The 24,713-nt window shown below is 40.4% G+C and carries 19 protein-coding genes and 1 pseudogene; 12 read left to right on the forward strand and 8 right to left on the reverse strand.

Annotated features, from left to right (window positions below; translation table 11 throughout):
• Positions 1–3,174: an efflux RND transporter permease subunit gene (locus tag HMJ38_RS07520; protein ID WP_194973768.1), complete on the forward strand. Its 3,174-nt coding sequence runs from the start codon at positions 1–3 to the stop codon at positions 3,172–3,174.
• The gene (locus tag HMJ38_RS07525) at positions 3,171–4,586 is read left to right on the forward strand and encodes an efflux transporter outer membrane subunit (protein ID WP_194973769.1); all 1,416 of its coding nucleotides are present in this window, start codon (positions 3,171–3,173) and stop codon (positions 4,584–4,586) included. Before HMJ38_RS07520 ends, HMJ38_RS07525 begins: the two co-directional genes overlap by 4 nt.
• Before the next feature lie 388 nt (positions 4,587–4,974).
• Here the strand turns inward: HMJ38_RS07525 and HMJ38_RS07530 are convergent, their stop codons facing one another.
• From HMJ38_RS07530 to HMJ38_RS07540, 3 genes are read right to left on the reverse strand one after another with little or no spacing between them, the layout of a single operon-like run.
• A complete protein-coding gene (locus tag HMJ38_RS07530; RefSeq protein WP_194973770.1) occupies positions 4,975–6,150 on the reverse strand; it encodes an ATP-grasp domain-containing protein in 1,176 nt (391 codons plus the stop codon).
• A gap of 30 nt (positions 6,151–6,180) precedes the next feature.
• Entirely contained in the window at positions 6,181–6,606 is a 426-nt protein-coding gene (locus tag HMJ38_RS07535; protein ID WP_228779935.1) for a DUF2141 domain-containing protein, read from the reverse strand.
• Positions 6,603–7,676, reverse strand: a complete 1,074-nt coding sequence (locus tag HMJ38_RS07540) for an AMP-binding protein (RefSeq protein ID WP_194973771.1) — start codon at positions 7,674–7,676, stop codon at positions 6,603–6,605. Before HMJ38_RS07540 ends, HMJ38_RS07535 begins: the two co-directional genes overlap by 4 nt.
• An 84-nt stretch (positions 7,677–7,760) precedes the next feature.
• Here HMJ38_RS07540 and HMJ38_RS07545 point away from each other — a divergent pair, with 84 nt between their 5' ends.
• Together HMJ38_RS07545 and HMJ38_RS07550 are read left to right on the forward strand one after the other, a co-directional pair.
• The gene (locus HMJ38_RS07545) at positions 7,761–8,600 is read left to right on the forward strand and encodes a 1,4-dihydroxy-2-naphthoyl-CoA synthase (RefSeq protein ID WP_194973772.1); all 840 of its coding nucleotides are present in this window, start codon (positions 7,761–7,763) and stop codon (positions 8,598–8,600) included.
• Positions 8,601–8,895: 295 nt separating this feature from the next.
• Positions 8,896–9,674: pseudogene (locus tag HMJ38_RS07550) on the forward strand (alpha/beta hydrolase).
• Positions 9,675–10,058: 384 nt separating this feature from the next.
• Here the strand turns inward: HMJ38_RS07550 and HMJ38_RS07555 are convergent.
• The gene (locus HMJ38_RS07555; protein ID WP_194973773.1) at positions 10,059–10,862 is read right to left on the reverse strand and encodes a universal stress protein; all 804 of its coding nucleotides are present in this window, start codon (positions 10,860–10,862) and stop codon (positions 10,059–10,061) included.
• Between the two features lie 160 nt (positions 10,863–11,022).
• On the reverse strand, positions 11,023–11,625 hold the full coding sequence (locus HMJ38_RS07560) for a class I SAM-dependent methyltransferase (protein WP_228779936.1): 603 nt from the start codon (positions 11,623–11,625) through the stop codon (positions 11,023–11,025).
• A gap of 153 nt (positions 11,626–11,778) precedes the next feature.
• Between HMJ38_RS07560 and HMJ38_RS07565 the strand changes: the two genes are divergently transcribed.
• From HMJ38_RS07565 to HMJ38_RS07580, 4 genes are all read left to right on the forward strand, one after another.
• Positions 11,779–13,215 carry an MBL fold metallo-hydrolase gene (locus tag HMJ38_RS07565; protein WP_194973774.1) on the forward strand — a complete coding sequence of 479 codons (1,437 nt, stop codon included), beginning with the start codon at positions 11,779–11,781 and terminating at the stop codon, positions 13,213–13,215.
• Between the two features lie 81 nt (positions 13,216–13,296).
• Positions 13,297–14,253, forward strand: a complete 957-nt coding sequence (locus HMJ38_RS07570; RefSeq protein WP_194973775.1) for a sterol desaturase family protein — start codon at positions 13,297–13,299, stop codon at positions 14,251–14,253.
• A complete protein-coding gene (locus HMJ38_RS07575; RefSeq protein WP_194973776.1) occupies positions 14,237–14,464 on the forward strand; it encodes a hypothetical protein in 228 nt (75 codons plus the stop codon). The genes HMJ38_RS07570 and HMJ38_RS07575 overlap by 17 nt, the downstream gene beginning before the upstream one ends.
• Before the next feature lie 98 nt (positions 14,465–14,562).
• The gene (locus HMJ38_RS07580; protein ID WP_194973777.1) at positions 14,563–14,898 is read left to right on the forward strand and encodes a rhodanese-like domain-containing protein; all 336 of its coding nucleotides are present in this window, start codon (positions 14,563–14,565) and stop codon (positions 14,896–14,898) included.
• Between the two features lie 82 nt (positions 14,899–14,980).
• On the opposite strand, the gene HMJ38_RS07585 is transcribed toward HMJ38_RS07580, so the two are convergent.
• Entirely contained in the window at positions 14,981–17,317 is a 2,337-nt protein-coding gene (locus tag HMJ38_RS07585) for a penicillin acylase family protein (RefSeq protein WP_228779937.1), read from the reverse strand.
• A 268-nt stretch (positions 17,318–17,585) separates the two neighbouring features.
• On the opposite strand from HMJ38_RS07585, the gene HMJ38_RS07590 reads away from it, so the two are divergent.
• A complete protein-coding gene (locus HMJ38_RS07590) occupies positions 17,586–18,008 on the forward strand; it encodes a Dabb family protein (protein ID WP_194973778.1) in 423 nt (140 codons plus the stop codon).
• Between the two features lie 226 nt (positions 18,009–18,234).
• Here the strand turns inward: HMJ38_RS07590 and HMJ38_RS07595 are convergent, their stop codons facing one another.
• A complete protein-coding gene (locus HMJ38_RS07595) occupies positions 18,235–18,645 on the reverse strand; it encodes a hypothetical protein (RefSeq protein WP_194973779.1) in 411 nt (136 codons plus the stop codon).
• Between the two features lie 155 nt (positions 18,646–18,800).
• Complete coding sequence (gene msrB / locus HMJ38_RS07600; protein WP_317174500.1) at positions 18,801–19,904, reverse strand: peptide-methionine (R)-S-oxide reductase MsrB; 1,104 nt, start codon at positions 19,902–19,904, stop codon at positions 18,801–18,803.
• Positions 19,905–20,116: 212 nt separating this feature from the next.
• On the opposite strand from msrB, the gene HMJ38_RS07605 reads away from it, so the two are divergent.
• The 3 genes from HMJ38_RS07605 (at position 20,117) to HMJ38_RS07615 (ending at position 24,646) form a co-directional block, all read left to right on the forward strand.
• Positions 20,117–20,695: an outer membrane beta-barrel protein gene (locus HMJ38_RS07605; protein ID WP_194973780.1), complete on the forward strand. Its 579-nt coding sequence runs from the start codon at positions 20,117–20,119 to the stop codon at positions 20,693–20,695.
• Between the two features lie 308 nt (positions 20,696–21,003).
• Entirely contained in the window at positions 21,004–21,903 is a 900-nt protein-coding gene (locus HMJ38_RS07610) for a sugar phosphate isomerase/epimerase family protein (protein WP_228779938.1), read from the forward strand.
• Entirely contained in the window at positions 21,893–24,646 is a 2,754-nt protein-coding gene (locus HMJ38_RS07615; protein WP_228779939.1) for a PVC-type heme-binding CxxCH protein, read from the forward strand. Before HMJ38_RS07610 ends, HMJ38_RS07615 begins: the two co-directional genes overlap by 11 nt.
• The last annotated feature ends 67 nt before the right edge of the window (positions 24,647–24,713 follow it).

The following is a 24,713-nucleotide window of genomic DNA, read 5'->3' on the forward strand; positions in this document are numbered from 1 at the left end:
ATGCAAGATCAACATCACTTTTTCGTAAGAAGACCTATTGTAGCCATAGTAATCGCCATAGTGACGGTAACGGTTGGCTTGGTCGCTCTCGGAGGCCTTCCCATCGAACAGTATCCCGACATTACCCCACCTGTAGTCCGTGTTTCGGCAAGTTATACCGGCGCCAATGCAGTGAGTGTAGAACAGTCCGTTGCTACCCCACTTGAACAAAAAATCAATGGTGTGGAAAACATGATTTACATGAAGTCCACCAATGCCAATGATGGTTCCATGAGTATTCAGGTGACATTTGATATTGGTACAGATCCTGATATGAATACTGTCTTTACCCAAAACAGGGTAGCAGCAGCCATGGCCAAGCTGCCCCAGGAAGTAACCCGATTGGGGGTAACAACAGAAAAATCCATGTCCAATATTTTATTGCTGATCTCTCTGGTTTCTCCGGATGGAAGGTATGACCAGAAATTTTTGGGAAATTATTCGATGATCAACATCAGGGATAATTTGGCCCGAATCCCAGGCGTTGGCCGTGTAAGCGTAATTGGCTCTTCTGATTATTCCATGAGAATATGGGTTAAACCGGATATCCTCGCAAAAATGGGGATTACAATAGCCGAGATTACGGAAGCCATCCGTGCGCAGAGTATCATTGTTCCTGGAGGTAAACTTGGCGCAGAGCCTGCACCACCTGGAACTGACTTTACCTATGTCATCAGGTTGCCTGAGAGACTTCAGTCAGAAAAGGAATTTAATGAGATCATCGTTAGAACACATCCTGACGGTTCTCAAGTCAGGATCAAGGATATTGCCCGGGTTGAGCTGGGTACAGAAAGTTATGGTGCCTTTACGACAACTGACAAAGCTCAATCCGCATTGATTTCCATTTACCAATCTCCCGGCTCAAATGCAGTAAAGGTGGTGGAGGATGTGATGAAAGAATTGGATAATCTTTCCCAAAGTTATCCCGAAGGTGTTAGTCATTCAATAACCTTGGATTCAACCAAGCCGATCGTTGCAGGTATCGCTGAAATCATCGAAACATTAATTATCGCTTTGCTTTTGGTGATTTTGGTAGTTTTCTTATTCATTCAGGATTGGAGGGCAACCTTGATACCTACATTGGCCATTCCGGTTTCACTCATTGGCGCATTTATGTTGTTCCCTTTATTGGGGTTCAGCATCAATGTTTTGTCTCTTTTGGGATTGGTCTTGGCTATAGGGATAGTGGTGGATGATGCCATTGTAGTGGTGGAAGCCGTACAGGTGAAGATGGATGGAGGAATGGGCGTCAAGGAGGCAACTACCGAGGCCATGAAAGAAGTCACTGCACCTATCATTGCCACTAGTCTTGTATTGATAGCCGTGTTCGTTCCTGTAGTAGCCATTCCGGGGATCACAGGTCGCTTATACCAGCAGTTTGCCATCACTATTGCCGTTTCGGTATTTATATCAAGTATCAATGCATTATCCCTTAGTCCGGCACTTTGCTCTCTTTTATTGAAACCCAAAAAGGAAGGACAGAGAAAGGGATTATTGGGCAGGTTTTTCAATTCATTTGATAGGGCTTTCGAAAAATCAACCCAATCCTACATGAATGTCACTCAAGTAGTGGGAGGTAAATTGAAACGCGGGGCAGTTTTTATCTTATTGACAGTTGTAGCGGCGGGAATTTTGGGCTATACTTTACCGGGTGGATTTATTCCCGAGGAAGATCAGGGATATATTTTCGTTAGTATGCAGCTTCCAAATGCAGCAAGTTTACAGCGTTCGCGCGAAGTAGCTCAAAAGGTGGAGGCAATAATTGCAGAAATTCCCGAAGTAGAGACCTTTGCAACAGCCGTAGGGTACAACTTACTGGCGGATGCCATGAGTACCAATTCTGTTTTTATGTTTGTAACTCTGAAAGACTGGGAGGAGCGTGGAGGCATGACAGCTATCAAGGTATCTCAAAAAATAAACGGAATCCTAGCCACCCAAGTAAAAGATGCCATCGCATTTTCTTTTGGTCCTCCTGCCATACCAGGATTGGGTTCGGGTTCTGGCTTCAGCATGATGATTCAGGACCAATTGGGCGAAGACCCTAAATATCTTTTTAACAATACCATGGCCTTTATTCAAGCTGCCAATCAAAGGCCTGAGATAGGAAGAGCTTCCACACAATATCAGGCTTCGGTTCCGCAGCGGTTTATTGAGCTAAACAATGATAAATTATTGAAAACAGGGGTCAACCTGCAGGATGTATATTCCACTTTTGGAGCTTTTACCGGTGGAGCTTACGTCAATGACTTCACAAAATTCGGTAGGATTTATAGGGCCTACATACAGGCTGAGTCGGAGTACAGGCAAAATGAGAAAGGCCTAGACTTGTTTTTTGTTAAAAACAAAGAAGGAGAGTCAGTCCCTATCAGTACATTCGTAGAAGTTAAGGATGTCAGTGGCCCGGAATATACGAATAGGTTCAATCTTTACAGGTCAGCTGAGGTGACGGGTATACCTTCCCCGGGTTACAGTTCTGTTCAGGCTTTAAATGCTTTGGAGGAAGTGGCAGCAGAAGTTCTTCCTTCCAATATGTCCTACAGTTGGAGTGGCATGAGTTTTCAGGAAAAACAATCTTCGGGATCTGCAGGTATTATTTTCGTATTTTCCTTCTTCTTGGTATTTCTGATCCTGGCAGCCCAATATGAAAGTTGGTCACTGCCATTGAGTATCATGTTAGGAACTCCCTTCGCGATTTTCGGAGCATTTCTGTTTTTGGTCGTGGCCAGGTATTTCAGTATCAGTTTTGAAAACAATATTTTCGCACAAATATCCTTGATTCTTTTGATTGCCATGGCCGCGAAAAACGCGATTCTGATTGTTGAATTTGCCAAGCTGAAGTTCGATGAAGGCTTATCCCTATATGATGCGGCGATGGATGCAGCTAAACTGAGGTTCAGACCGATTTTGATGACAGTGTTTTCTTTCGTGCTTGGCATACTTCCTTTGGTTCTTGCTTCCGGGTCAGGAGCTGAAGCGAGGAAGGTAATGGGAATGGCACTATTGGGCGGAATTGGAATTGCAACATTTTTGGGAGTTTTCATGTATCCGATGCTTTTCGTTCTTATAGGAAAAATCTTTGGATATGAGGAAAAAAGAGATTTGAATAGGTTAAAATCAAATCAATCAGGATCATGAGAAAACTCATTTACTTAGCTATAGCTATAGTGTTTTTGGTAGCCTGCAAGTCAGGAAAGCCGTACAAAGGAGCAGATGTCTTGGTGCCTGAACAATTCAAAGCAGATTTGACAGTGGCTGAAATGGTCCAGTCCGATACCCTGAATACTGACTCCCTTCCCAAAATAGGGAATGCCAATATTCTTTGGTGGGAATCTTTTGATGACCCGGTTTTAATGGATCTGATTCAGAATGCATTGATATATAACAGAAATGCCCTGATTGCATCTGAGCGAATCATGCAAGCCCGTTATGCACTAAAGATTCAGAATGCAAATTTCCTTCCGATGGTAGGTGCACAGGCATCTGCCGAAAGGGGAAATTTTCTTTTCAATCAAATAGGCCAGGTAAACGAGCTGTTTATTGCAGGTACAGGGGTTTATTGGGAGTTGGATTTCTGGGGAAGAATCAGAAACTTGTCCGATGCCGCCAGATTCAATCTATTGTCCAGTGAATACGGCTTACAGAGTATTCAAATATCACTTGTCTCAGATGTGGCCAGTACATATTTTAGTCTGTTGCAGGCTAGAGAAGAGTATGAGATCGCACAGAGAAATCTGGCGCTCAGAGACAGCATGCACCAAATTATCAAATTGAGGTTTGAAAAAGGAATAGTTCCCCAAACAGATGTGGACCAATCCCAAATATTGAAAGCCATTGCAGCAGGGTCCGTCCCGAGATTTCACCGAAAAACAGTTCAGTTAGAAAATGCACTTAGTTTCTTGGTGGGAATGAATCCAATGCGTATAGTGACCGGCAAGCCATTGACGGAACAGAAACTTTCTTTGGATCTGACGAGATTCAGCCCGGCAGATTTGTTAATCAACAGGCCTGATATCATTGCAGCAGAATATAGCCTTATGTCGCAAAACTCTCAGGTTGGCGTAGCCAAAGCCAATCGCTTACCAACCATTAGTCTCAATGCGACACTTGGAATCATTTCAGACAATATCACCGATCTGAGTTTGAGGAATCCTCTTTGGAACTTGGGGGGGCAGCTAGCTGGGCCTCTGCTTTTTTGGGGACAGTTAAGAAGGCAAGTAGATATAGCCCAAAGCAAAGAATATCAGGCATTGTTTGCTTATGAAAATACCGTTTTGAATGCATTTAGGGAGGTAGAGGACCTAAAAATTGAAATCAGCACCCTGATGGAAGAAATCAGCATAGCGGAAGAAAGAAAAGCCTCAGCCTTAAATGCCCAATTCCTAAGTGGTGAAAGGTATAGCCAAGGGATTACGAGTTATCTGGAATTCCTCGAATCCCAGAGGCAGGCTTTTGATGCGGAGTTGGAACTTGTTCACCTTCAGCAACAATTACTTTCCGCCCATGCACGGATGTATAAAGCAACCGGGGGAGGGCCTGTTGTGCAGTAGGCGGTTTTCAGTAGGCAGTCGCAGTTGGCAGTAGGCTTGACAACCTTTGAGGTCTTTTTTTTAGACCTCGAAGGTTTTTTGCATAGGCAGGTTTTTCAGTGTTCAGTTGGCAGTCGCAGTTTGCAGTTTGGTAGATTCAGGCGGCAGTCACAGTGTACGGCTGGGTAGTCATGATTTGCAGTAGGCAGTAGAAGTTTGGGCTTAACATTGAAATGCTGATGCTTACAAAACCACTGCAAACTTGACCACTGCAAACTGACAGACTGCAAACTGACCACTTCAAAACAGACACACTGCAAACTGATAACTTCAAAACTGATCAACTGGAAACTGCCCACTGAAAACTAAAAACTGAACACTGCCAACTGGCAACTGCCCACTGAAACACTCACCCTTTCAGCACCATATACTTCTTCAGGTCGGAGTGTAGGATTTCTTCCAGTTCCCGCTCATTTCCTTTACTCGTTTCGGTAAAGAGGAAACCGAAAACGCCGAATTTGTCCATATTCACGTTTCTAACATGAATTGGATGCTCAAAATCTTTGGCAATGGCTTCAAAGTCAAAATAGGCTATATCCTCTTGGGCGATGTCTGATTGGTTGTCCAAAAGAATAAGACTGTATTTTTTGTCTTTTCTGTTTTCAAAAACTTTTTTCCAATCAGGCTTTTTTGAATTGAAAAAGTATTCGTATGAATTGATGCCAAAAGAAAACCAGGTCAGGTCAGCAGTGGTACACCATCCTCCAAACCGCATGGGATTCACTTCTATGGGATTGATTTTCCCAGGTTCACTTTCCCGGAATTCAATATGTAATGGAAAATTTCTGAGATCAATCTTTGAACCGATCATTTGTAGAAAATCCATAATGGGTCGATAAAGTCTGTCGATCACTTCTTTTGAACTGGAATAAACCCTATCGCTGACATCGTATTCTGAAGTAAAAACATGGTGGAGAACATTTAAAATCACAGGTTCTCCTTTTTGGTCAAAGTAACAGTCAAATGCATATTCCTCCCCACGGATATATTCCTCAATGATAAAATCCGTGTTGCTTACCACCTCCTTGGGATATAGGGATTTAGTTTTTTCAATCTGTTTCTCAATTTTGCCAACAATAGATGGCCAATCTTCTGGATTATCCACTTTGTGCACAGCAATACTGAAAAACCCAACCGCAGGCTTGATGATAAATGGGAATTTGAAATCGTTGATATCCAAATTTTCCAACTCTGATAATGAGGCTGATTTGAAAAAATAATCAGGATAGGCATCTTGAATCAATTCCCTGAATTTAAATTTGTTTTTAAAGGCCTCTATTTTTCCCGGAAGACCGGTGCCCTTCAGGTTTTGTTGTATCCACGCAATGCTGTTCTCAGAGTTGGTATAAACAGGACTTAAAGGATTTGACTTGACCCATGCAATGGCAGCTTCCTCGCTGATCAAATTGGCATTTGTTCCCTTAAGAATTTCTTTTGCTTCTTTGGTAGCAACAACAGGGAATTGATTTTTAACGACGGTGTCTATCAGAAAGTCTGACGTGTAGGGGTAATCCAAAAGAATCATAAACAGTGTTTTTCAACCGCGAAGATAGAATCATCTCAGATTGATGTTCGCATTATTTTTACCTGCGGTAATTTTAAATGCTGCTTTCTCAAAACTTGGTGGTCCAAAAGTTCCCATCGCATCGTTTGAAAAACCATAGCCATCTCTTGGAATCCCAAAAGCATTGGTTCTCAATTTCCCTGTATTTTGACTGTCGTGAAAAACAGAAAGTGCATAAGTGCCTTCAGGAATATTGTCAAAAACGGTAACGGCCTTATTTCCTGAAATTTTAACAGACGCACTTTTAAAGGCCTTGTCAGGATCGTCCGGAAAGCCGGAATCACCTTTGAAAAGCAAAACCCTGACCACGCCCTGTTCATTTTTCACGTTGGTCACTGTCAATGTCAGAGAATTTGAATTTTGTTCAAAAAACATCGTTCCCACAATTAAAGAAAGTATCAAAAGTAATTTCATCATAATGATTTAATGGTTTCTAATCGGTTTATTTTTCCGGACTCAGTTCTTGTAAATTTATCAAGTACCAAAACCTCTTTGGGTACAAGATAATTTATAAGATTTGCTCTTAGGTCATTTTGAAAGGATTTTATTTTTGATGCTTCGATAATTTCACACTCAAGGATGAGCAACAATTTTTGGCCCAACTTTTCATCATGTTTTGCAAAAACGAAAAAAGGAACATCTCCGAAATGATTTATAATAAAGGGTGACAACTGTGGTTCCAATACCTCAGGTTGAATTTTTATTCCTCCTGAATTAATGGTGAAGTCAGCTCTGCCCAGCCATTTGAATTGACTATTGTTAAACAATTCAACAATATCATTTGTTTGAAGTTTTTCTTCTGAAGCCATACCTGCTGAAATCCACAGACGCCCATCCTCATCAGTGCCAATGCTGACACCCGGAAGGGTTTCAAATACCAATTCACCTTTTGTAATTGGAGCTAGCGCAATGTGGGAAACTGTTTCTGTCATTCCAAAAGTCTGATAAGCATTGATATCTTCTTCAACTATTTTTTCTTTCAGAGATCCCGAACTTGGCGCTCCGCCAATAATCAAAGTCCTTATACTTTTTAACTTCGGCTTAGTTGTTTCATCTGACAAGCAAGCCTGAACCTGTAAGGGTACCATAGCTGTAAAATCAATGCGAGATTCATACCAAAGCTTTTCCAAAGGATTCTCTTTGGGTTTGACCAAAACCAAATCAGCATTCCATTCCATAGCCCTGACTAGCATCATTTTACCGGCAACCATTTCAGTGTTCAGGCAACATAGTAAAGTTGACTCAGAGTCAATATTTAAAAAAGCTTTGGTTGCAGCAGCAGAAATCTCCATTTGTTTGCGACTGACCTGGATTTTCTTGGGCTTCCCGGTAGATCCGGATGTTTTTAATTCAAATGATTCAACTCCTTTGAGCCATTGTTGACAGAATGAGAATGACTGATGCAGATAGGGATCTTCTTCATTCCATTGTCCGTTTTTGATTTGGTCAAAAGTGTAGTCCTTATTTTCTAAAATGATTTTTCCCATGGCTTTTCAAGACCTTACTCCAAAATTCAACAAATTTCCCATAAGCCTGTTATCTTGCGGTTAAAATTTAAACAAAATATTATCATGACGATAAACTGGAAAACCGCCAAAGAATATCAGGATATAACCTATAAAAAATGTGATGGAGTTGCAAGGATAGCTTTCAATCGGCCTGAGGTGCGCAATGCCTTCCGACCCCGAACCACAAGCGAATTGTATGATGCTTTTTATGATGCGCAGGAGGATACTTCCATTGGTGTGATTTTGTTATCCGCTGAGGGTCCATCACCGAAAGATGGGGTGTATTCTTTTTGTTCAGGAGGTGACCAAAAGGCGCGGGGTCATCAGGGATATGTGGGGGAGGATGGCATGCACCGCTTGAATATCCTTGAAGTCCAAAGGCTGATTCGGTTTATGCCCAAAGTAGTCATTGCAGTGGTGCCGGGTTGGGCAGTAGGAGGAGGACATAGCTTGCATGTCGTCTGTGATTTGACTTTGGCCAGTAAAGAACATGCCATTTTTAAACAGACAGATGCAGACGTGACAAGCTTTGATGGGGGATATGGATCCGCTTATTTGGCCAAGATGGTAGGTCAGAAAAAGGCGAGAGAGATTTTCTTCTTGGGGAGAAATTATTCCGCACAGGAAGCAGCCGACATGGGTATGGTAAATGCAGTAATACCCCACACCGAACTCGAAGACACTGCCTATCAATGGGCACAGGAAATCCTGGCGAAATCCCCGACTTCCATCAAAATGTTGAAATTTGCCATGAACCTGACTGATGATGGGATGGTAGGCCAGCAGGTCTTTGCAGGCGAGGCCACGAGGTTGGCCTATATGACTGAGGAAGCCAAAGAAGGTAGAAATGCTTTTCTTGAGAAGAGAAAGCCTAACTTCAAGGATATCAAGTGGATACCCTAATTTTACTCAAGTTGATTTGAGCATCTTATTTAACAACAAAATATAGAAATCAAGTACTTTCAGATCTTGACTTAATTTGAAAAATCTCTGATAAATACTCATTACAAAGTGGCACAACAATGTTCACAGGGCATCTCCAACATTGGTCATCGGTTATCGGACACCTTTTAAAAATTGTCATACAAATGAATCAGGACAGCAGTAAACAATTTACACTCCTAATCTCCAACCCATGAAACACCTGGAAACTTCCTACACGAGCCATGATGGGATCAAACTTTATTTACAAGCTTGGATGCCTGAGAAATCCGATGCCGCGATATTGATCGTGCATGGACTAGGTGAACACAGTACCCGATATGCCCATCTTGCCAAAAAATTGGTGGATAAGAATATTGCAGTCTTCACCTTTGACGGAAGGGGTCATGGCAAATCTTCCCTGCCAAAGCCAACTGCATATTTTTCGGATTATGAGGATTACCTTAAGGATATTGATGCCCTTTTTGGAAAAGTGAAAAGTTTTGTACCCAATGCTCCTACATTTATTTTCGGGCACAGCATGGGAGGAGGATTGGTTGCGGCCTACGCACTTAGGTATAAGCCACAATCGGATGGAATCATTATGAGTGCTGCTGCTTTAAAGCCGGCAGACAATGTCTCTAAAGCATTGATCGCCGTATCCTCAATTGCCAGTAAATTAGTACCAAAATTGAAAGTTCTTCAACTTGACAGTTCAATGATTTCCCACGATCCTTTGGAAGTCAAAAAATACAATGAGGATCCATTGTATACAGTGAAGCGATACCCGCTAGGACAGGATACGAGTTATTGAGAATGATCAAAGAAATTGAATCAAAGTCAAGTGGATTTCAATATCCTGTTTTGATGATGCACGGAACAGGTGACAAACTGTCTAACCCCAAGGGAACAGAGGAATTTTTCAGGAATATTGCATCCAAAGACAAAACCTTCCACCGATATCCTGACCTTTATCATGAATTGGTCAATGAATATGAAAAGGAAGAGATAATGGAGGATATTTTGAAGTGGATTTTGGAGAGAGTTAGTGAATAAACGCCTTAGAATTATAGAGGTTTACCGAAGTCAAACCTTTTTTCCTTGCATACGAGATTCTTTATTTCGCATATGAGTTTGGGTAAAAACAAGGAATTAGTGAAGCTTCATACCATTGACATGAACTTAGGACCCGTCACGCTGACGAACGAAAGCCTGCCCCGATGCTTTCGGGGAGTCTCTACCCTAAGGCATGGAGATCCTTCACCTTCCCGTTAGTTAACGGGACAGGCAGTACCTCTGATTCAGGATGACGCCTGCCTGCCGTAGGTAGGAGAAACTAAATGTTATTTTCAATTCTGAACGTTTGGAAAATGTTGACGACTCAGAATGACGAGGCCTTCAACTACTAAAACCCAAAATCTAAAATCTAACCTCACCCTCTCACTTAACCACCAAAAGTGGAACGTGGGTATGAAATGCCATTTCCAAACTGGTGCTTTTATTAAAAATGTATTCGAAGAAGGTCTTATTTTTAGAAAACATGACCAACATTGCACCTGGATTTTGATCTAAGTATTGTTGGATTCCCTTATTGACTTCCTTCGCATATACTACCGTAAAGCTAATGTCCTTATTCGGATATTCCTCTCGGAGGAAAACTTCCAATCCTTTAAACTCTATTTCTTTTTCGAAATTGTCATCTGTCTTAATATGAAAAAATTCATAAGGCAATTTCAATTCCTCAGTAAGAGAAAATAACTTTTTGAAATACTTTTCATCTTCTTTTTCCAATTCGAGCGCAACCGAGATTTTATTTTCTTTTCCCCAATCTGAGTTAAATGGAACCGCTAAGACCGGGATTTTGGATTCTTTGATGACGTGTCCTGTATTGGAACCGATCAATGCTTTTTTGATACCGCTTGCCCCTTGGGTTCCCATTACAATCAGATTGTAGTCTTCCCTAAGAGCTATTGAAGTCACAGCTGTTGACACTGTTCCTTGTATGATTTTATAATCAAATCGAAGTCCCTCTGCTTGGCCTTTTTCGGTAGCTTTTTTTAATTCTCTTTTTGCTTCCATTTCTATTTGACCAATGATTTCAGTGGCCTGAGAGGCAAAGTCATACACTGCATAGAATGCGTATAGTAAAGTGATTGACGCATTTTTATGTTTGGCTATTTTTTTGGCAAACTCCAATGCGTTGTTGGCATTTTCGGAGAAATCGGTAGGGACGAGGATTTTCATGTCAAAGGTGCTTTATGTTTTTAGACTGTTATCAATATACTGTTAATGGGTTTCTGAACTTTGTTTTATAAATATCAAGATTTAGCTAGGCTCAATCTTTTCACTATGACTAAGCTACAAGATTTTTTGAATCTATTTCCTGATAAAAGTCATTTCCCCACTAGATTTTTATTCCTTTTAGTCGGATAACATGCGCATCACCTTTATGCCCTTTTCCTTCATCAAGACTTATTATTCCTGCAAATTTCTCCTGCCATACTACATTGGGAAAACTAGCTTGAAGGGAATTTAGATCATACAGCATTTCAATGGATTTAGGACCTCCTGAGTTGAATTCCAACTGTTTCTTTCCAAAGCCTTCTATCAACAATACCCCACCTTTTTTGAGCGAATGCAATAATTTATGATGTATAACCATTTGGTTATTTAAGGGAAGATGAAAGTATATTAATGCCAAGACATCAAATTTTTCTTTTTCAAGGTCAATATCCAGGATATCACCTACAATATAATTAATCTTCAAGTCTAATGCCTTTGCTTTTTGAAGGGCATGGTTTTGAGCAATTTCACTTTGATCTATGGCAGTTACTTTCCATTTTGATTTAGCTGCAAAAATGGCATTCCTGCCTTCTCCTTCTCCTGGTAATAGCAGGGTGGCAGGAGAAAGATTGGCCAATTCATTTTCCAGAAATTTGTTTGGGCCTTCACCGTATAAATTTGGCGATTGTGAAAATTTTTCATTCCAGAATTCTTTCATCTTCATTAATTCGATTTTTACCAAAAATGGAGAAAAACAATGGGGATTGCTGTAATATTTGACACTTTAAAGATAAACATCATCTTGTAATGTAACATCCGTCACATTTTTGGGTGTTTTGTTTGAGTAATTTTGATTTCAAGAATATAAAACCCCTAAATGAAAAAACTAATTCTAGGTTTATTGGCCTTTGGAGTTTTCACCCTAACTTACGGGTTTCAGTTTGAGCAATTGATAAAACCTGCCGAATTGAAGGAAGTATTTATTCAGCAATTTGAAGATGATGGATTAGCTCATTTCAGTTATGCGATACAGGTAGGCCAAGATATGGTTTTGGTAGATCCTGGAAGAAATCCCCAGCAATATTATGACCATGCTTCTTCAAGCGGTGCAAAAATAATTGCGGTGATAGAAACCCATCCCCATGCGGATTTTGTCAGTTCGCACCTTGAAATACATCAAAGCACAGGGGCTACCATCTATATCAGTAAGTTGGCAGGTGCAGATTATCCCCACAAAGCTTTCGACGAAGGAGATGCCATCAAGCTCTCTAAAAAAGTTAGGCTTAAAGCGATCAATACTCCCGGACATTCCCCAGATGGAATATCCATTATAGTCGAGGAAAACGGGAAAGATGTGGCCGTATTTACAGGAGACACCCTATTTATAGGAGATGTGGGAAGACCTGATTTGAGAGAATCAGTCGGAAACATTATGGCCACTAGGGTTGAACTGGCAAAAATGATGTATGCCACTACAAGAGAGAAATTGATGATATTGGACGATGATGTGGCTGTATATCCTGCCCATGGTGCGGGGTCTCTTTGTGGAAAGGCAATCAGTGATGCCTCAAGTAGTACGATTGGTTTGGAGAAATTGACAAACTACGCCTTACAGGATATGACTGAGGATGCATTTGTTGAATTATTGCTTCAAGACCAACCTTTTATTCCAAAGTATTTTCCATACAATGTGGCGTTGAATAAAAATGGAGCACCTGAATATCAAGCTTCAAAAGATAAGGTAAATAGATTAGAAAAAAATAAAACGACCGATAGGGAAGTGGTTGTCATTGACGGCCGAAATCAGGAGCTATTCAAAAAGTCACATATTGAAGGTGCAGTCAATATCATGAAGGGAGCCAAATTTGAAACTTGGTTGGGCAGTCTAATAGCACCTGGCTCAGATTATTATCTGGTTGCTGATAGTAAAGAAAGTTTGGAAGAACTGATTTCGAAAACAGCAAAAATCGGTTATGAACCATTTATCAAAGGGGCATTTGTCTACGACCAAAAAGGTGGAGAGTCCATGGATATCTTTGACCAAAAAGCATTTGATTCCAATCATGATGCCTTTACTATCATAGACATCAGAAATTCCGGTGAAGTGGCTAAAGGAAAAGTATTCGAAAATTCCATCAATATACCTTTACCGGAGTTAATGGATCGGATAGGTGAAATTCCAACAGATAAGCCTGTTGTGGTACATTGTGGGACAGGTTATCGGTCTGCGGCAGGAAGTAGCATTATTCAAAATGGATTAAGACATGTAGAAGTCCTTGATATGGGAGCCGCAATCAAGGATTATAACAAATGATAATTAGTTGTGGTTTATGGGAGTATCGAAAAAGGCATCCGTGTGGATTGCCTTTTTCTTTAAATTCAATAAATTGAAGCAATGGATTTAGAAAAATATATCAAAATAATAGGTGATTCCTACTATGGCTATTGGAATTACCTCGTCACCGAGATGTTTTACCCTTCCTGGCAAAATTATTTCTGGTGGTTGCTCGGGCTTTCGGTAGGCGTATGGTTATTGGAAATTTTCCTTCCTTGGAGAGAAAAACAAGCTATCTTCAGAAAAGACTTCTGGTTGGATGGGTTTTATATGTTCTTCAATTATTTTTTGTTTTCGTTAATTGCCTACAACGCCATATCCAATGTTGCAGTTGAGGCATTTAATGATTTTCTTGGCTGGTTTGGGATTGAAAATATGGTGGCACTTCAAATTGACACTTGGCCAAGGTGGTCGCAATTTTTGCTGATGTTTATTCTTGCTGATTTTATTCAGTGGAATGTACATAGGATGTTGCACAGAATACCTATGCTTTGGGAATTCCACAAAGTTCACCATTCAGTTGAACAAATGGGATTTGCTGCCCATTTAAGATTTCATTGGATGGAAACTATCATCTATAAATCTGCCCAATATATCCCGTTGGCCATGATCGGGTTTGGATTGAAAGATTTCTTTATCATGCATATTTTTACAACAGCCATTGGACATCTCAATCATGCCAATCTGAGAATCACCTATGGCCCTTTGAAATATATTCTCAACAATCCTATGATGCACCTTTGGCATCATGCCAAGACTCTTCCAAAAGATAGAAGGTATGGTGTGAATTATGGCATCACGCTAAGCCTATGGGATTATATCTTCAATACGGATTATATTCCTCATGAAGGAAAGGATGAACCTTTGGGTTTTGAGGGTATGGAAGAATTTCCCAAAACTTTCTGGACCCAGATTACTTACCCCTTCGCAAAAAATAAAATAGGAAGGCAGCAGATGGATGAGAGTACCGAATTGTCAGATTCACCTAATGAGAGAATCCATGAAAGAATTAATTAACAATTGGCGGTACGTCATCCTTCTTTGTTTGACACTGGGATTGGCACCTTTTGTGCCAGAACCACATATTTGGGGCAAAATCAAATGGATAGCAGGAGGTGCCAAAGGAATGGAACTTTTAGATTGGTTGGATTTTTTATTCCATGGCATTCCCTGGGCCTTGTTGATTAGATTATCAATTCTAAAGATCAAAGACAGGTTTTTCGCTTGATCGGATCTTCATGGATACTATTTTTTTTCAGTGTGATTTTGGTTACGGATTACTACCTGAAACAGGGTTAGATTTGTAATGAATATAAAATTTACACCATGTTTAATTTCTTTAGAAGCAAACCAAAAAACTATACAGACCTTTATTGTGAAGAATTCAATAAGGGCATGAATGCAAAAGATGCTGTTATCCTTGATGTAAGGTCCGCTGGTGAATTCCAGTCAGGAAGATTAAAAGGAGCAAGAAATATTGACATCATGAGTCCTAATTTTCAGTCTCAGATTCAACATTTACCAAAAGATAAAAAATACTATATCTATTGCAGAAGTGGCAATAGAAGTGGTCAGGCTTGTGAAATAATGAGTGAAATGGGTTTTGAACATACCTATAATATGGCCGGCGGAATTATGAGTTGGCCATATGATGTGGTTTGATTGGGTTGAATATTAAAAAGTCCATCGGGAGAGATTCTTCTGATGGACTTTTTTTTATTTGAAATCGGCTTTATTCAATTATTCATTTTGGTTTTAGTATTGTCTTTTCAGACGAGATTTTTTTGATGTTATCGTAGTTGTAGGGAACTATAAAATACTCATCGTTTGCCCACTTTGAAAATAAGTTTTTGTAAAATGGACTTTCAGGACTTCCAGATTGTCCCGGGGTATTGATACCCAAAGTGCTTTCCCAATCTCCAGTGTCAACAATTATCCTAAAGGAAGCACCTGAAGTATTATTGTCACCATAGGCATTGGCAGAAGGGGTGTAGCTATACCCTCCACGTGGCACAGGACCGAGATCAAGTTTATTTCTCCATTCCTCCGATACAGCCATACTAAGCGGATGCCTTATCAACGCATGTTTATAGGATGTTTGGCCATATTGCCATTTGGATTGATCGGGGCCAAGTTTATTTTCAAGTTCTGTAAGAGCCAATTCAAAACAAGATTTGAGGAACTTATCCCTTGCTTGGATTGGATTATTATTGAATATTTTGGATGGGTCTTCCATCCATGATAAAATCTTGGTCAATTGGATTGATCCTACATAAGGAAGTGCCTCTTTAGGAACAATTAAATTTTTGATCTCTGACCTTATTTTCCTTTCCCACATCACATAGATTCCTGCTGCTACGGAATTTTTGTCCAAAATATAATCCCAATCTTCCAATGCCGTTTGGGCTGAATTGGTATTGCTTGTCTCAAAGTCAATATTGAGGATATAAGGAACCAATTCCCTTGCAGGCAGTGCTAAATAGTCATTCTGCAAATCTCCCATTTGTTCCAAGGTAAAATCCTTTCCCTGTCCCAACACTTCCCGGACCCTATTGCCTCTAAATGCATCTGCCCATTCGTAGCCTAATGCATTGGTTTGTTTATAATCCGAAGGCGCTACATTTTCATTGGCTGTAGCAATAAAGCCAACAGCAGGATTCAGATCATTTGGTCGCTGATCAATAGGAAGATAGCCCTCCCATTCCATGCTCCCATCTCCTAATGTAGGTACCAAGCCAGAGAAGCCGTTTCTAATCGGTGAAATTCCAGTGGCCTGCCATCCGATGTTACCTTCTTTATCAGCCCAAATCATGTTTTCTGCTGGAATATGATTGTAGGTACAAGCATCCCGGAATTCTTCCCATGTTTGGGATTGGTCCATTCTTAGGCTTGCCAGGTAAGGCGCTCCTCCTGGTTCTAGCCAGGCGCACTGCACTGCCACGGCTTTGTGAAGTGCGCTATCTATAAAGGTTACCGGACCATGTATGGTATAATAGTGCGTAAGGGTTTGGTCGGGAAGATTTTTGACTTTTAGGGTATCATTTATAGCCCTCATTTCCAGCCATTCGCCTTTGTGGAAGTATTGTAAGGGATTTTCAGGATGAGTATCATATATTCTCATGTCCTCATTATCTGTGTTAAAAATAGTCAATCCCCAAGTCCCGAATTGGTTATGGCCAATCGAAACACCTGGGATTACCGGTTCACCTCCTCCAACCACATCCCATCCAGGGGCGTGTAGATGAACCCAATAACGCAAGGAAGGAACTGCCTGAAGTCTATGCGGATCATTGGCCATGATGGGATATCCACTTTTCGTCTTTTTTCCGCTGACCACCCAATTATTACTACCGATCGAAAACTTTTCAAATTCCAAAGTTTCTTCAAGATCTATTTCAACTTCTCGGATTTCAGTCAAAAATGAAAGGGATTCATTTCTTTTGTCTTCTTGGATATCTTCGGGAAGGAAAGTTACTCCTTTTCGAAAAGCATTATAGGGAGCCAAAATATCCTTGAACAACAATTCTTTAGGGATGGAGGAGGAGATGTCCAAATTGGGTGTTTGAGGATGGAAATAGTAGATTTCATTTGCCTTTTCAGCCCCAATGAGACTAATCACGCGGCTGTAAGTCAATTCATCTTTGACATTTTCCAAAAGACCCTGATGTCTGGAAATTACTACATCCCAAGTCCAATATCCAGGGAGGATATCAAGAAGTCTAAATTCAACAGGTAATAGTTCAGGGTTGTCAAGTACTTCTTTGATATAGGTATTGATGCCATCAACAAAAGCATCCACAATAATTTCACCCTGTGGATGGTAATGTTTAAGTTCAGTTGATTTTTCACCTCTGAATTTGAAAAGCCGAACACCTTTGTCTCTTTCAAGTTCCCTTTCTCCAAGTATTTCTGCCAAAGTTCCTGTTGCCTGTCTTCTCCAAATTTCAAACTGAAATAACCGGTCTTTTGCCGCAAGATATCCCTGACTGAAAAACAGGTCATGTTCATTATTGGCAAAGATGTGGTTGATGCCATTTTCGTCTCTTATGACTTCCACCTCTTCCTGCAGACCAATCATCATTGGGCCATTGGTTTTATTATTGCAAGCAGCAAATGATATTAAAACGATCAAAAAGAAAATGGATATTTGGGGTTTTGGTCTCAGGGTCTTAAGAATGAGGTTAAGAATCATCATTTTTGAATTAAATATGGAATTTGGTGATTGGTATTTTTTCAAGAAGATCAATAATTTCGGAAAAAATCTCATTCCTTCTACAAATATTGGACAAACGGTAAAAACTGATGAATATATTTTAAGAAATTGCTTCTTCAAACCAAAACCAAAAACCATGAAAAACTTAACCTTCCTTTTACTAGGTGCCCTCGTCATTGCGGCATGTCAGAGTCCCCAAGAAGAAGAAAAAGTCATAGAAAAAGTTATAGAAAAGAAAATCACCAATATGGATAAAGCATTGAGACATGTGGTCTTGTTCAAATTCAAGGATGAAGCCAGTGAAGAAGATGTCAAAAAGGTAGAAGAGGCATTTATGGCCTTGCCCTCAAAAATCAAAGAAATTCAGTCAATAGAGTGGGGGACAAACAATAGTCCCGAAGGTTTGGACCAAGGATTCACGCATTGTTTTTTTCTGACCTTTGCCTCAGAAGAAGATCGCGCAGTGTATTTGCCTCATCCCGACCATAAGGCATTTGGCGCTGTATTGGGTCCTCATTTGGACAAAGTCTTAGTAGTGGATTATTGGGCAAAAAATTAAGAGATATAAGTTTTTTACGCAACGCTGATAACGCTGATTGAGCTGATTTTCACGGATTGTTTTTATCTGTGAGTAGCTGCAAAATCAGCGTTATAACTGCCTGAATGCTTAATTCAGAAGGGATTCCTCTATTTAATGATTCTACCAGGGAGTACCATAAAAATTTAAATCCTAATTTGAATTTAGAGCGGGGCAATGAACTTATGGCACAGCCCCCTGATTATTTTTAATCTTCATTCACAGGGAGCTGACTATTTGACCTACCCCCTATATCGCGGATATCTATTACTTCGAATACAACAAATTCGCTGGCTCCTCTCCATGGAAGAGGGTTTAAATATTCTTTATAGCGCAATTCGACGAATTTTCCTCCTGCCCTTTCTAGTTGGGTGACGACATCGTCTCCTTTCACACTGAAACGAAATTCATTGCTCTGTAAAGCACCCGCAGTAGGACTTTGGAATCCTTCTTGGACCACCCTACCTTCCCAAGTTTTGAAGACATATCCCTTTTTCTCAAAGTAATTCAGGTTTCCACCTTTGATACCTTCGCTGAACACAAAATAATACCTCCAGTAGAATCCCCCTACTAGGACAATCACTATGGCTAAAATGGCGAACTTAACGTATTTGTTCATAATTGGTGTTTTAGAAAATTTTCCTACAAAACTTCAAAAATTAAAGATGTCTACAATGACGCATTAAATTTGATATAATTGTATGAATAAAACAATAATCAATCACCAAAAAGAAAAAAGTAGAATGTGAGCGAATTAACCTCACCTTCAGGAAATTAATCCACTAACCATACCCATTTTTCATAACCCTCTTTTTCCATATCTTTTTTGGGTATGAATTTCATCGCTGCGGAATTCATGCAGTATCGAAGGTTGGTTGGGTTTGGTCCATCATTGAAAACGTGTCCAAGGTGGGAATCACCCAATTTGCTTCTTACTTCCACACGTATCATACCCATGGACTTGTCCACAGGTTTATCAATCAATCGGGCATCTATTGGCTTGGTGAAACTTGGCCATCCGGAATAGGATTCATACTTGTCCGAAGAACTGAATAAAGGCGCTCCAGAAATTACACAAACATAAATTCCTGCTTCTTTATTTCCATTGTATTCATTTGAAAATGCCCTTTCAGTAGCTTCATGCATGGTGACCTCGTATTGTAATTTGGACAGGTTTTTTTTCAGTTCTGCATCGGAAGGTTTTTTGTATTGTTTCTCAAGGTTTACTGCCCAATGTTTGGCAATGAAAGCATCTCTTCCTGAACCTTTTCTATAGGCATAGTATTCTGTAGGATTCTTTTTGAAATAATCCTGATGATAATCTTCTGCAGGATAAAAATTCGTGAATTTGATTACAGGAGTGACAATGGACTTTTCAAAAACTCTTGATTTATCCAGTTTTTTAATGGAAGCCTCAGCTGTTTCTTTTTGAACCTTGTCATGATAGAATACCGCTGATGTATATTGGAATCCGCGGTCATAAAAGGAACCTCCTTCATCTGTGGGATCAAATTGCTGCCAAAAAATATCCAAAAGCTCACTGTAGCTGATGATATCAGGATTGAATTTGATCTGAACTGATTCTCTGTGGCTTGTTTTTCCACCTGCCACATCATTGTATGAAGGGTTTTTTTCTTTGCCTCCAGAATAACCTGAAATCACAGATACAATTCCGGGGATACCTTCAAAAGGTGCCTCAATACACCAGAAACATCCACCTGCAAAAGTAGCCAGTTGACTTGGACCTGAATATTGTTCCTCTTCAGAAGAAGTTTTTACCTTTTCATTGCCATTTTCTGCACGGGAACATCCCACAATGCTGATACTAAAAACCTGAATTAGTACCAGTAATATTAAATTTCGGGCGTTTTTCATCATATTTTCTACCTATATATATTTATGTTAATTATTAAGGCACGATTTTAGTTTGCGATTCTTTGTTAATTCCTGTTAAAGAATGTACTTGATAATAATTCAATTGATGATTTGGAACATACATTTTCTCACAGCAACTACGTTAATTAACAACAATTTAGATTGATGTGTTTGACTAATCAAATAAATTAAACCAGCTATTAAATTCCACAATTATGAAAACAGCACTTAAATCCTTCATTCTATTGTTGGCCATAACGGCATTTTACCAATCCGCCCATGCACAGACAGGCGGCGGATTTGGAATCAAAGGAGGCCTGAATTACAATTCCAATGGCCAATACTTCAAAGATGCGGAGGCCATTTGGGGAGACCCTAGGGAAAACTTGGGCTATCATCTTGGCCTTTTTGGCAAAATCAATGCAGGACCGGTTTTTATCAGGCCTGAAGTCAATTATACCAACCTTACCTCCCAAGTCAATCAAGTTAAATTAACTACACAAAGATTGGATGCACCGCTTTTGGTCGGTCTTAATCTTTTGGGACCTTTGGTTTCGGTTTTTGCAGGGCCTTCCTTTCATTATTATATTGAAGATGACCTGAGGGATTTTGATTATGAAAAATACAATGCAGGTTATCAGTTTGGTATCGGGTTGAACTTGGGCAATCTTGGTCTAGACCTGAGATATGAGCGTGTTCTGAACGGACAGCAAGTGGATATTGACAATGTCTTCACAGGTGATGGAGATTTAAGATTCCAACAGTTGATGTTGGGACTTTCTTTGAAGTTTTGATAATAGGGATTACGGAGACAAAAAAACTAGCCGTATCTATGAAAAATTTCATTTAAATTTTAAAGAAAAGTCAGTTGCCTCATTTGCATCCCAAAAACCTGATGGATGGCTGTGACAGCAGGGTGTAGTTACAACTACACCCAGCCGTCAATGAAAGTTTATGCTGCACTCGACTGGGTTAGTCTTTTTAAATCCTGACTGGATAGTACTACGAGCCGAAAAAGTTCTTTTATTTTAATATAAAAGGCTTTTTCGGCTTGTTTTATTTTACTTATTTTTAAGTTAATAATCAATCAAGTACCTAGCTGATGAATGATAACAAAAACAGAAGAGCATTTCTAAAAAAAGCAGGTTTGGGAATTGCAGGATTGGGTGTGGTACCGGATTTATTGGCAAACTCCAAAACCCTTGATTTCAAAAATCCAAAAAAAGTCGAACTCGCCATAGCCACCATTACCATGGATGGTTTCGGGGACCACAATTTTGAAAAGGCCTTTGAAATACTTCCCAAACTCCCCTTTAAAAATGTGGAATTCAATTGCTGGTATCCAAGGACTTTGACCCCTGCCGGAATCCGTAGTATCAAAGAAAGATGCCAACAGCTGGACCTTAAGCCGATTTGTGTTCAGGGTTCAGGCTTTGGTGCCGAGGGCAATATCATCAAAGATGTGACGCATAAACTTTGGAACATGCATGCCGCCAAAGAACTTGGTTGCAGAAGGGTCAAGTTTACCGGTGCCGGAAGGGGAAAGGACGGAGGTTTGGAAGCAGTTATTGCTTGCCTCAAGGAAATTGCTCCTGCAGCGGAAGAGATGGATGTCCTAGTAATGGTGGAGAATCATGCCAACAACAATCTTGAATTCATCGAAGACTATGAAAGGATTTTTGATGAGGTGGATTCTACCCATGTCGGGATGTGCATGGACAATGGACATTTTGATGGTTCCAATGTCAAGCTTTTGGATGTGGTGGAAAAATTCCATTCGAAAATCATGCATATTGACCTGAAGGACACCGAAAGATTTGGGATACATAAAGTAGTCAACTACGGGGATGGGGTAACCCAAAATGATGCTGTGATCCAGAAAATGCTGGATTATGGCTATGAAGGTTACCTGCTTATTGAGATGGCGCCGCCAAGAAATGAAGATACTCTCATAAAGGACCTGACCCGGGCCTACGACCTTTTCAAAAAGTATGAAATTTAATTCCAAAGCTTCCAGGATAAACCCTGGAAGCTTTGGAATTATTATGATCTGGGACAAATCAAGATCAAAACAAAAAAAACACATTTTTGATACCCATTCTATGTATTCATTTAATCTCAAGCCACAATTCATCAATTCATTATCTATTATTTTCCTGACGATGCACATACTTTTTTCATGTAAACCAAATGATTCACCCCAAAATGATTTACCTGAGGGTGTACGTCTTTTGGATGACAGATTGGTCCTCTCTGTGGTAGTGGAGGAGCCTGATATTGTAACCCCGATTGGAATAGCCATTGATGCCAAAGACAGGGTATATGTTTTGGAATCCCACACCCATTTGCCTCCCAAAGATTATCAGGGTCCTGAGGGAGATCTGATCAAGGTTTTTGAAGACACCAATGGGGATGGTCATTTGGATAAAATCGCAGTTTTTGCCGAAGGGATCAAGGAAGGGATGAATTTGGCATTTTCCCCTGAAGGGCATTTGTATCTTGTCACCTCTCGGGAGGTTTGGGTATTTTATGACCGCGATGGAGATGGTGTTTGTGAAGAGAAAAAGAAGCTGATGGGACTCAAAAAGCCTGAAAGCGTCTATGCCCACGCAGCCATGCTGAGTATCACTTTTTCCGAGGATGGCTATATGTACTTAGGTAGGGGTAATACCGGAAGCGAATATTGGAATTTTGAAGGAAGTGATGGCAGTCAGATTTCAGGATATGGTGATGGGGGTAATGTCATAAGGGCCAAATGGGATGGGTCTGAAGTGGAAATTTTTAGTACAGGCTATTGGAACCCATTCGACCTGAAGTTTGATAATGAGGGTCGGTTGTTGGTAGCCGACAATGACCCGGACAGCAGGGGGCCTAACAGGCTTGTCCATGCCGTGTATAAATCTGATTTCGGATACCAATCACTTTTTGGAGGAAGTGGCATCCATCCTTATCTGGCGTGGAACGGAGAACTACCGGGTACTTTGCCCATTGCAGTGCCTTTGGGCGAGGCACCCTCCGGATTAGTCAATACAAGTTTGACGAATTTGCCCCAAGATTATGATAACCAAATGCTTTGTACCATCTGGGAAGAAAGTACCATTGTACGTATGGATATGCAACAGAAAGGTCTTTCTGTGACAGGCAAGACAGAAGTCATTGTAGAAGGTGGAGAAGATTTTAGACCAGTGGCTTTTGCGGTCAACAGCAAAGGTGAGATTTATTTTACGGATTGGGTGGTCCGATATTACCCGAACCATGGCAGGGGCAAAATCTGGAAACTCACTTCAAAAGACAATGAGAAAGTATTCCCCAGAAAAAGTAAATCAGTCCAACCCAAACTTGCTAAATGGGAAAAGACCTTGGAGTCATTGGATTCAGCACCGCTAGCGGATTTGAAATCCTCCTTGAAATCAGATGATCCATTCCTAAGGCATGCTGGGATATTGGCTTTGTCCAATCAAAAGGAGGAAATAAAAGCCTTGGCGAAAGACCAAGACGCTTTAATCCGAATGGGTGCATTATTAGCAGCTAAAAGATCAGGGGATAAAGAACTGGAAGCGCTTGCCAAAGGGTTTTTGAATGATCCTGATTCCCAAATCAGAAAAATGGCTTTGATCTGGATTGGATCCTCCCAAATGGTCACTTTGAAAGATGAGATTGGAAATGCACTTAGGGTAGGTCCCCCTTCCAATGACCTGTTTGAAACCTATTTGGAAACGGTAAAACTGCTTCAACCGGATTTTGTCCATGCATTTCAAAACCGGCTTCAATCCAGGTCCCAGGCACTGAAAAGAGTACTTCCGGAAAATTTTGTGTCTGACATTGTTCAGAATGATCAAAACTCAATAGAAATGCGGGTGAATGCTTTAAGGTTTCTGGATAATCCTCAGGACCACAAAAAACTGCTCATTTCATTCTTAGCGGAAGGTGTACCTGACGCCTTGAGATTGGAGACGATCAGGACTTTACAAAATGTTCATGATAAGGAAGTTGCTGCCAAATTGTTGGAATTGACGCTGAAAGCATCAAATTCAGCGACTGTTCGGTCAGATGCCTTGGCAGGTCTTTCAAGACAGCCTTTGGATGGTTGGAATCAAATAATCCCATTATTGGAAAGCGGGGAAGAAAACATAAGGATCGAAGCCGCAAGATTTCTAAGGGCTAAAATCAGTCAACCTGATGTCCGAGAGGCATTTGAAAAGCAGCTCAAAAATCCGAGTTCTTTAGGAGGATTTCAACAACAGCTACAACTGGGGTTAGATCAGGAATTGACAAATAGGCCGGAGGTTGGCAATGAGAAATCATGGTATGCCTTACTCGATGGAACAGGGGACAGTGAAAGGGGCCGAAGGGTATTTTTCTCCAATACCTCCCTTTGTTCGACCTGCCATGTCATGGACGGAAGGGGCGGAGACTTGGGCCCTGACCTGAGCAATGTCGGAAAATCCAAAGACCGGAATAACCTAATTGCATCCATATTGTATCCTTCTGCCGAAATGAGCCCTGAATGGCAGGGCTGGTATATCAAATTAAAAGACGGGACATTGGAACAGGGAAGGCAGATTGATGTGGGCAACAATAATGTCAAGCTTTATACCCAAGCAAAAGGTTTTATTTCCATCCAAAAAGAGGATATAGTAGATTATGGAATGGTCAAGGAATCTCTCATGCCTAATGGGCTTGAGGAAAGGCTAACTGATCAGGATCTTAGGGATTTATTGGCTTATTTGGAAGGGTTCGATTGAGCAATAAATTTGCAAACTATTTTAAGAATTTGATTCCGACTACTATTGGAAAATAAACTCCACTGAA

The sequence above is a fragment of the Aquiflexum lacus genome (assembly GCF_015476655.1).
Taxonomy (GTDB): Bacteria; Bacteroidota; Bacteroidia; order Cytophagales; family Cyclobacteriaceae; genus Aquiflexum; species Aquiflexum lacus.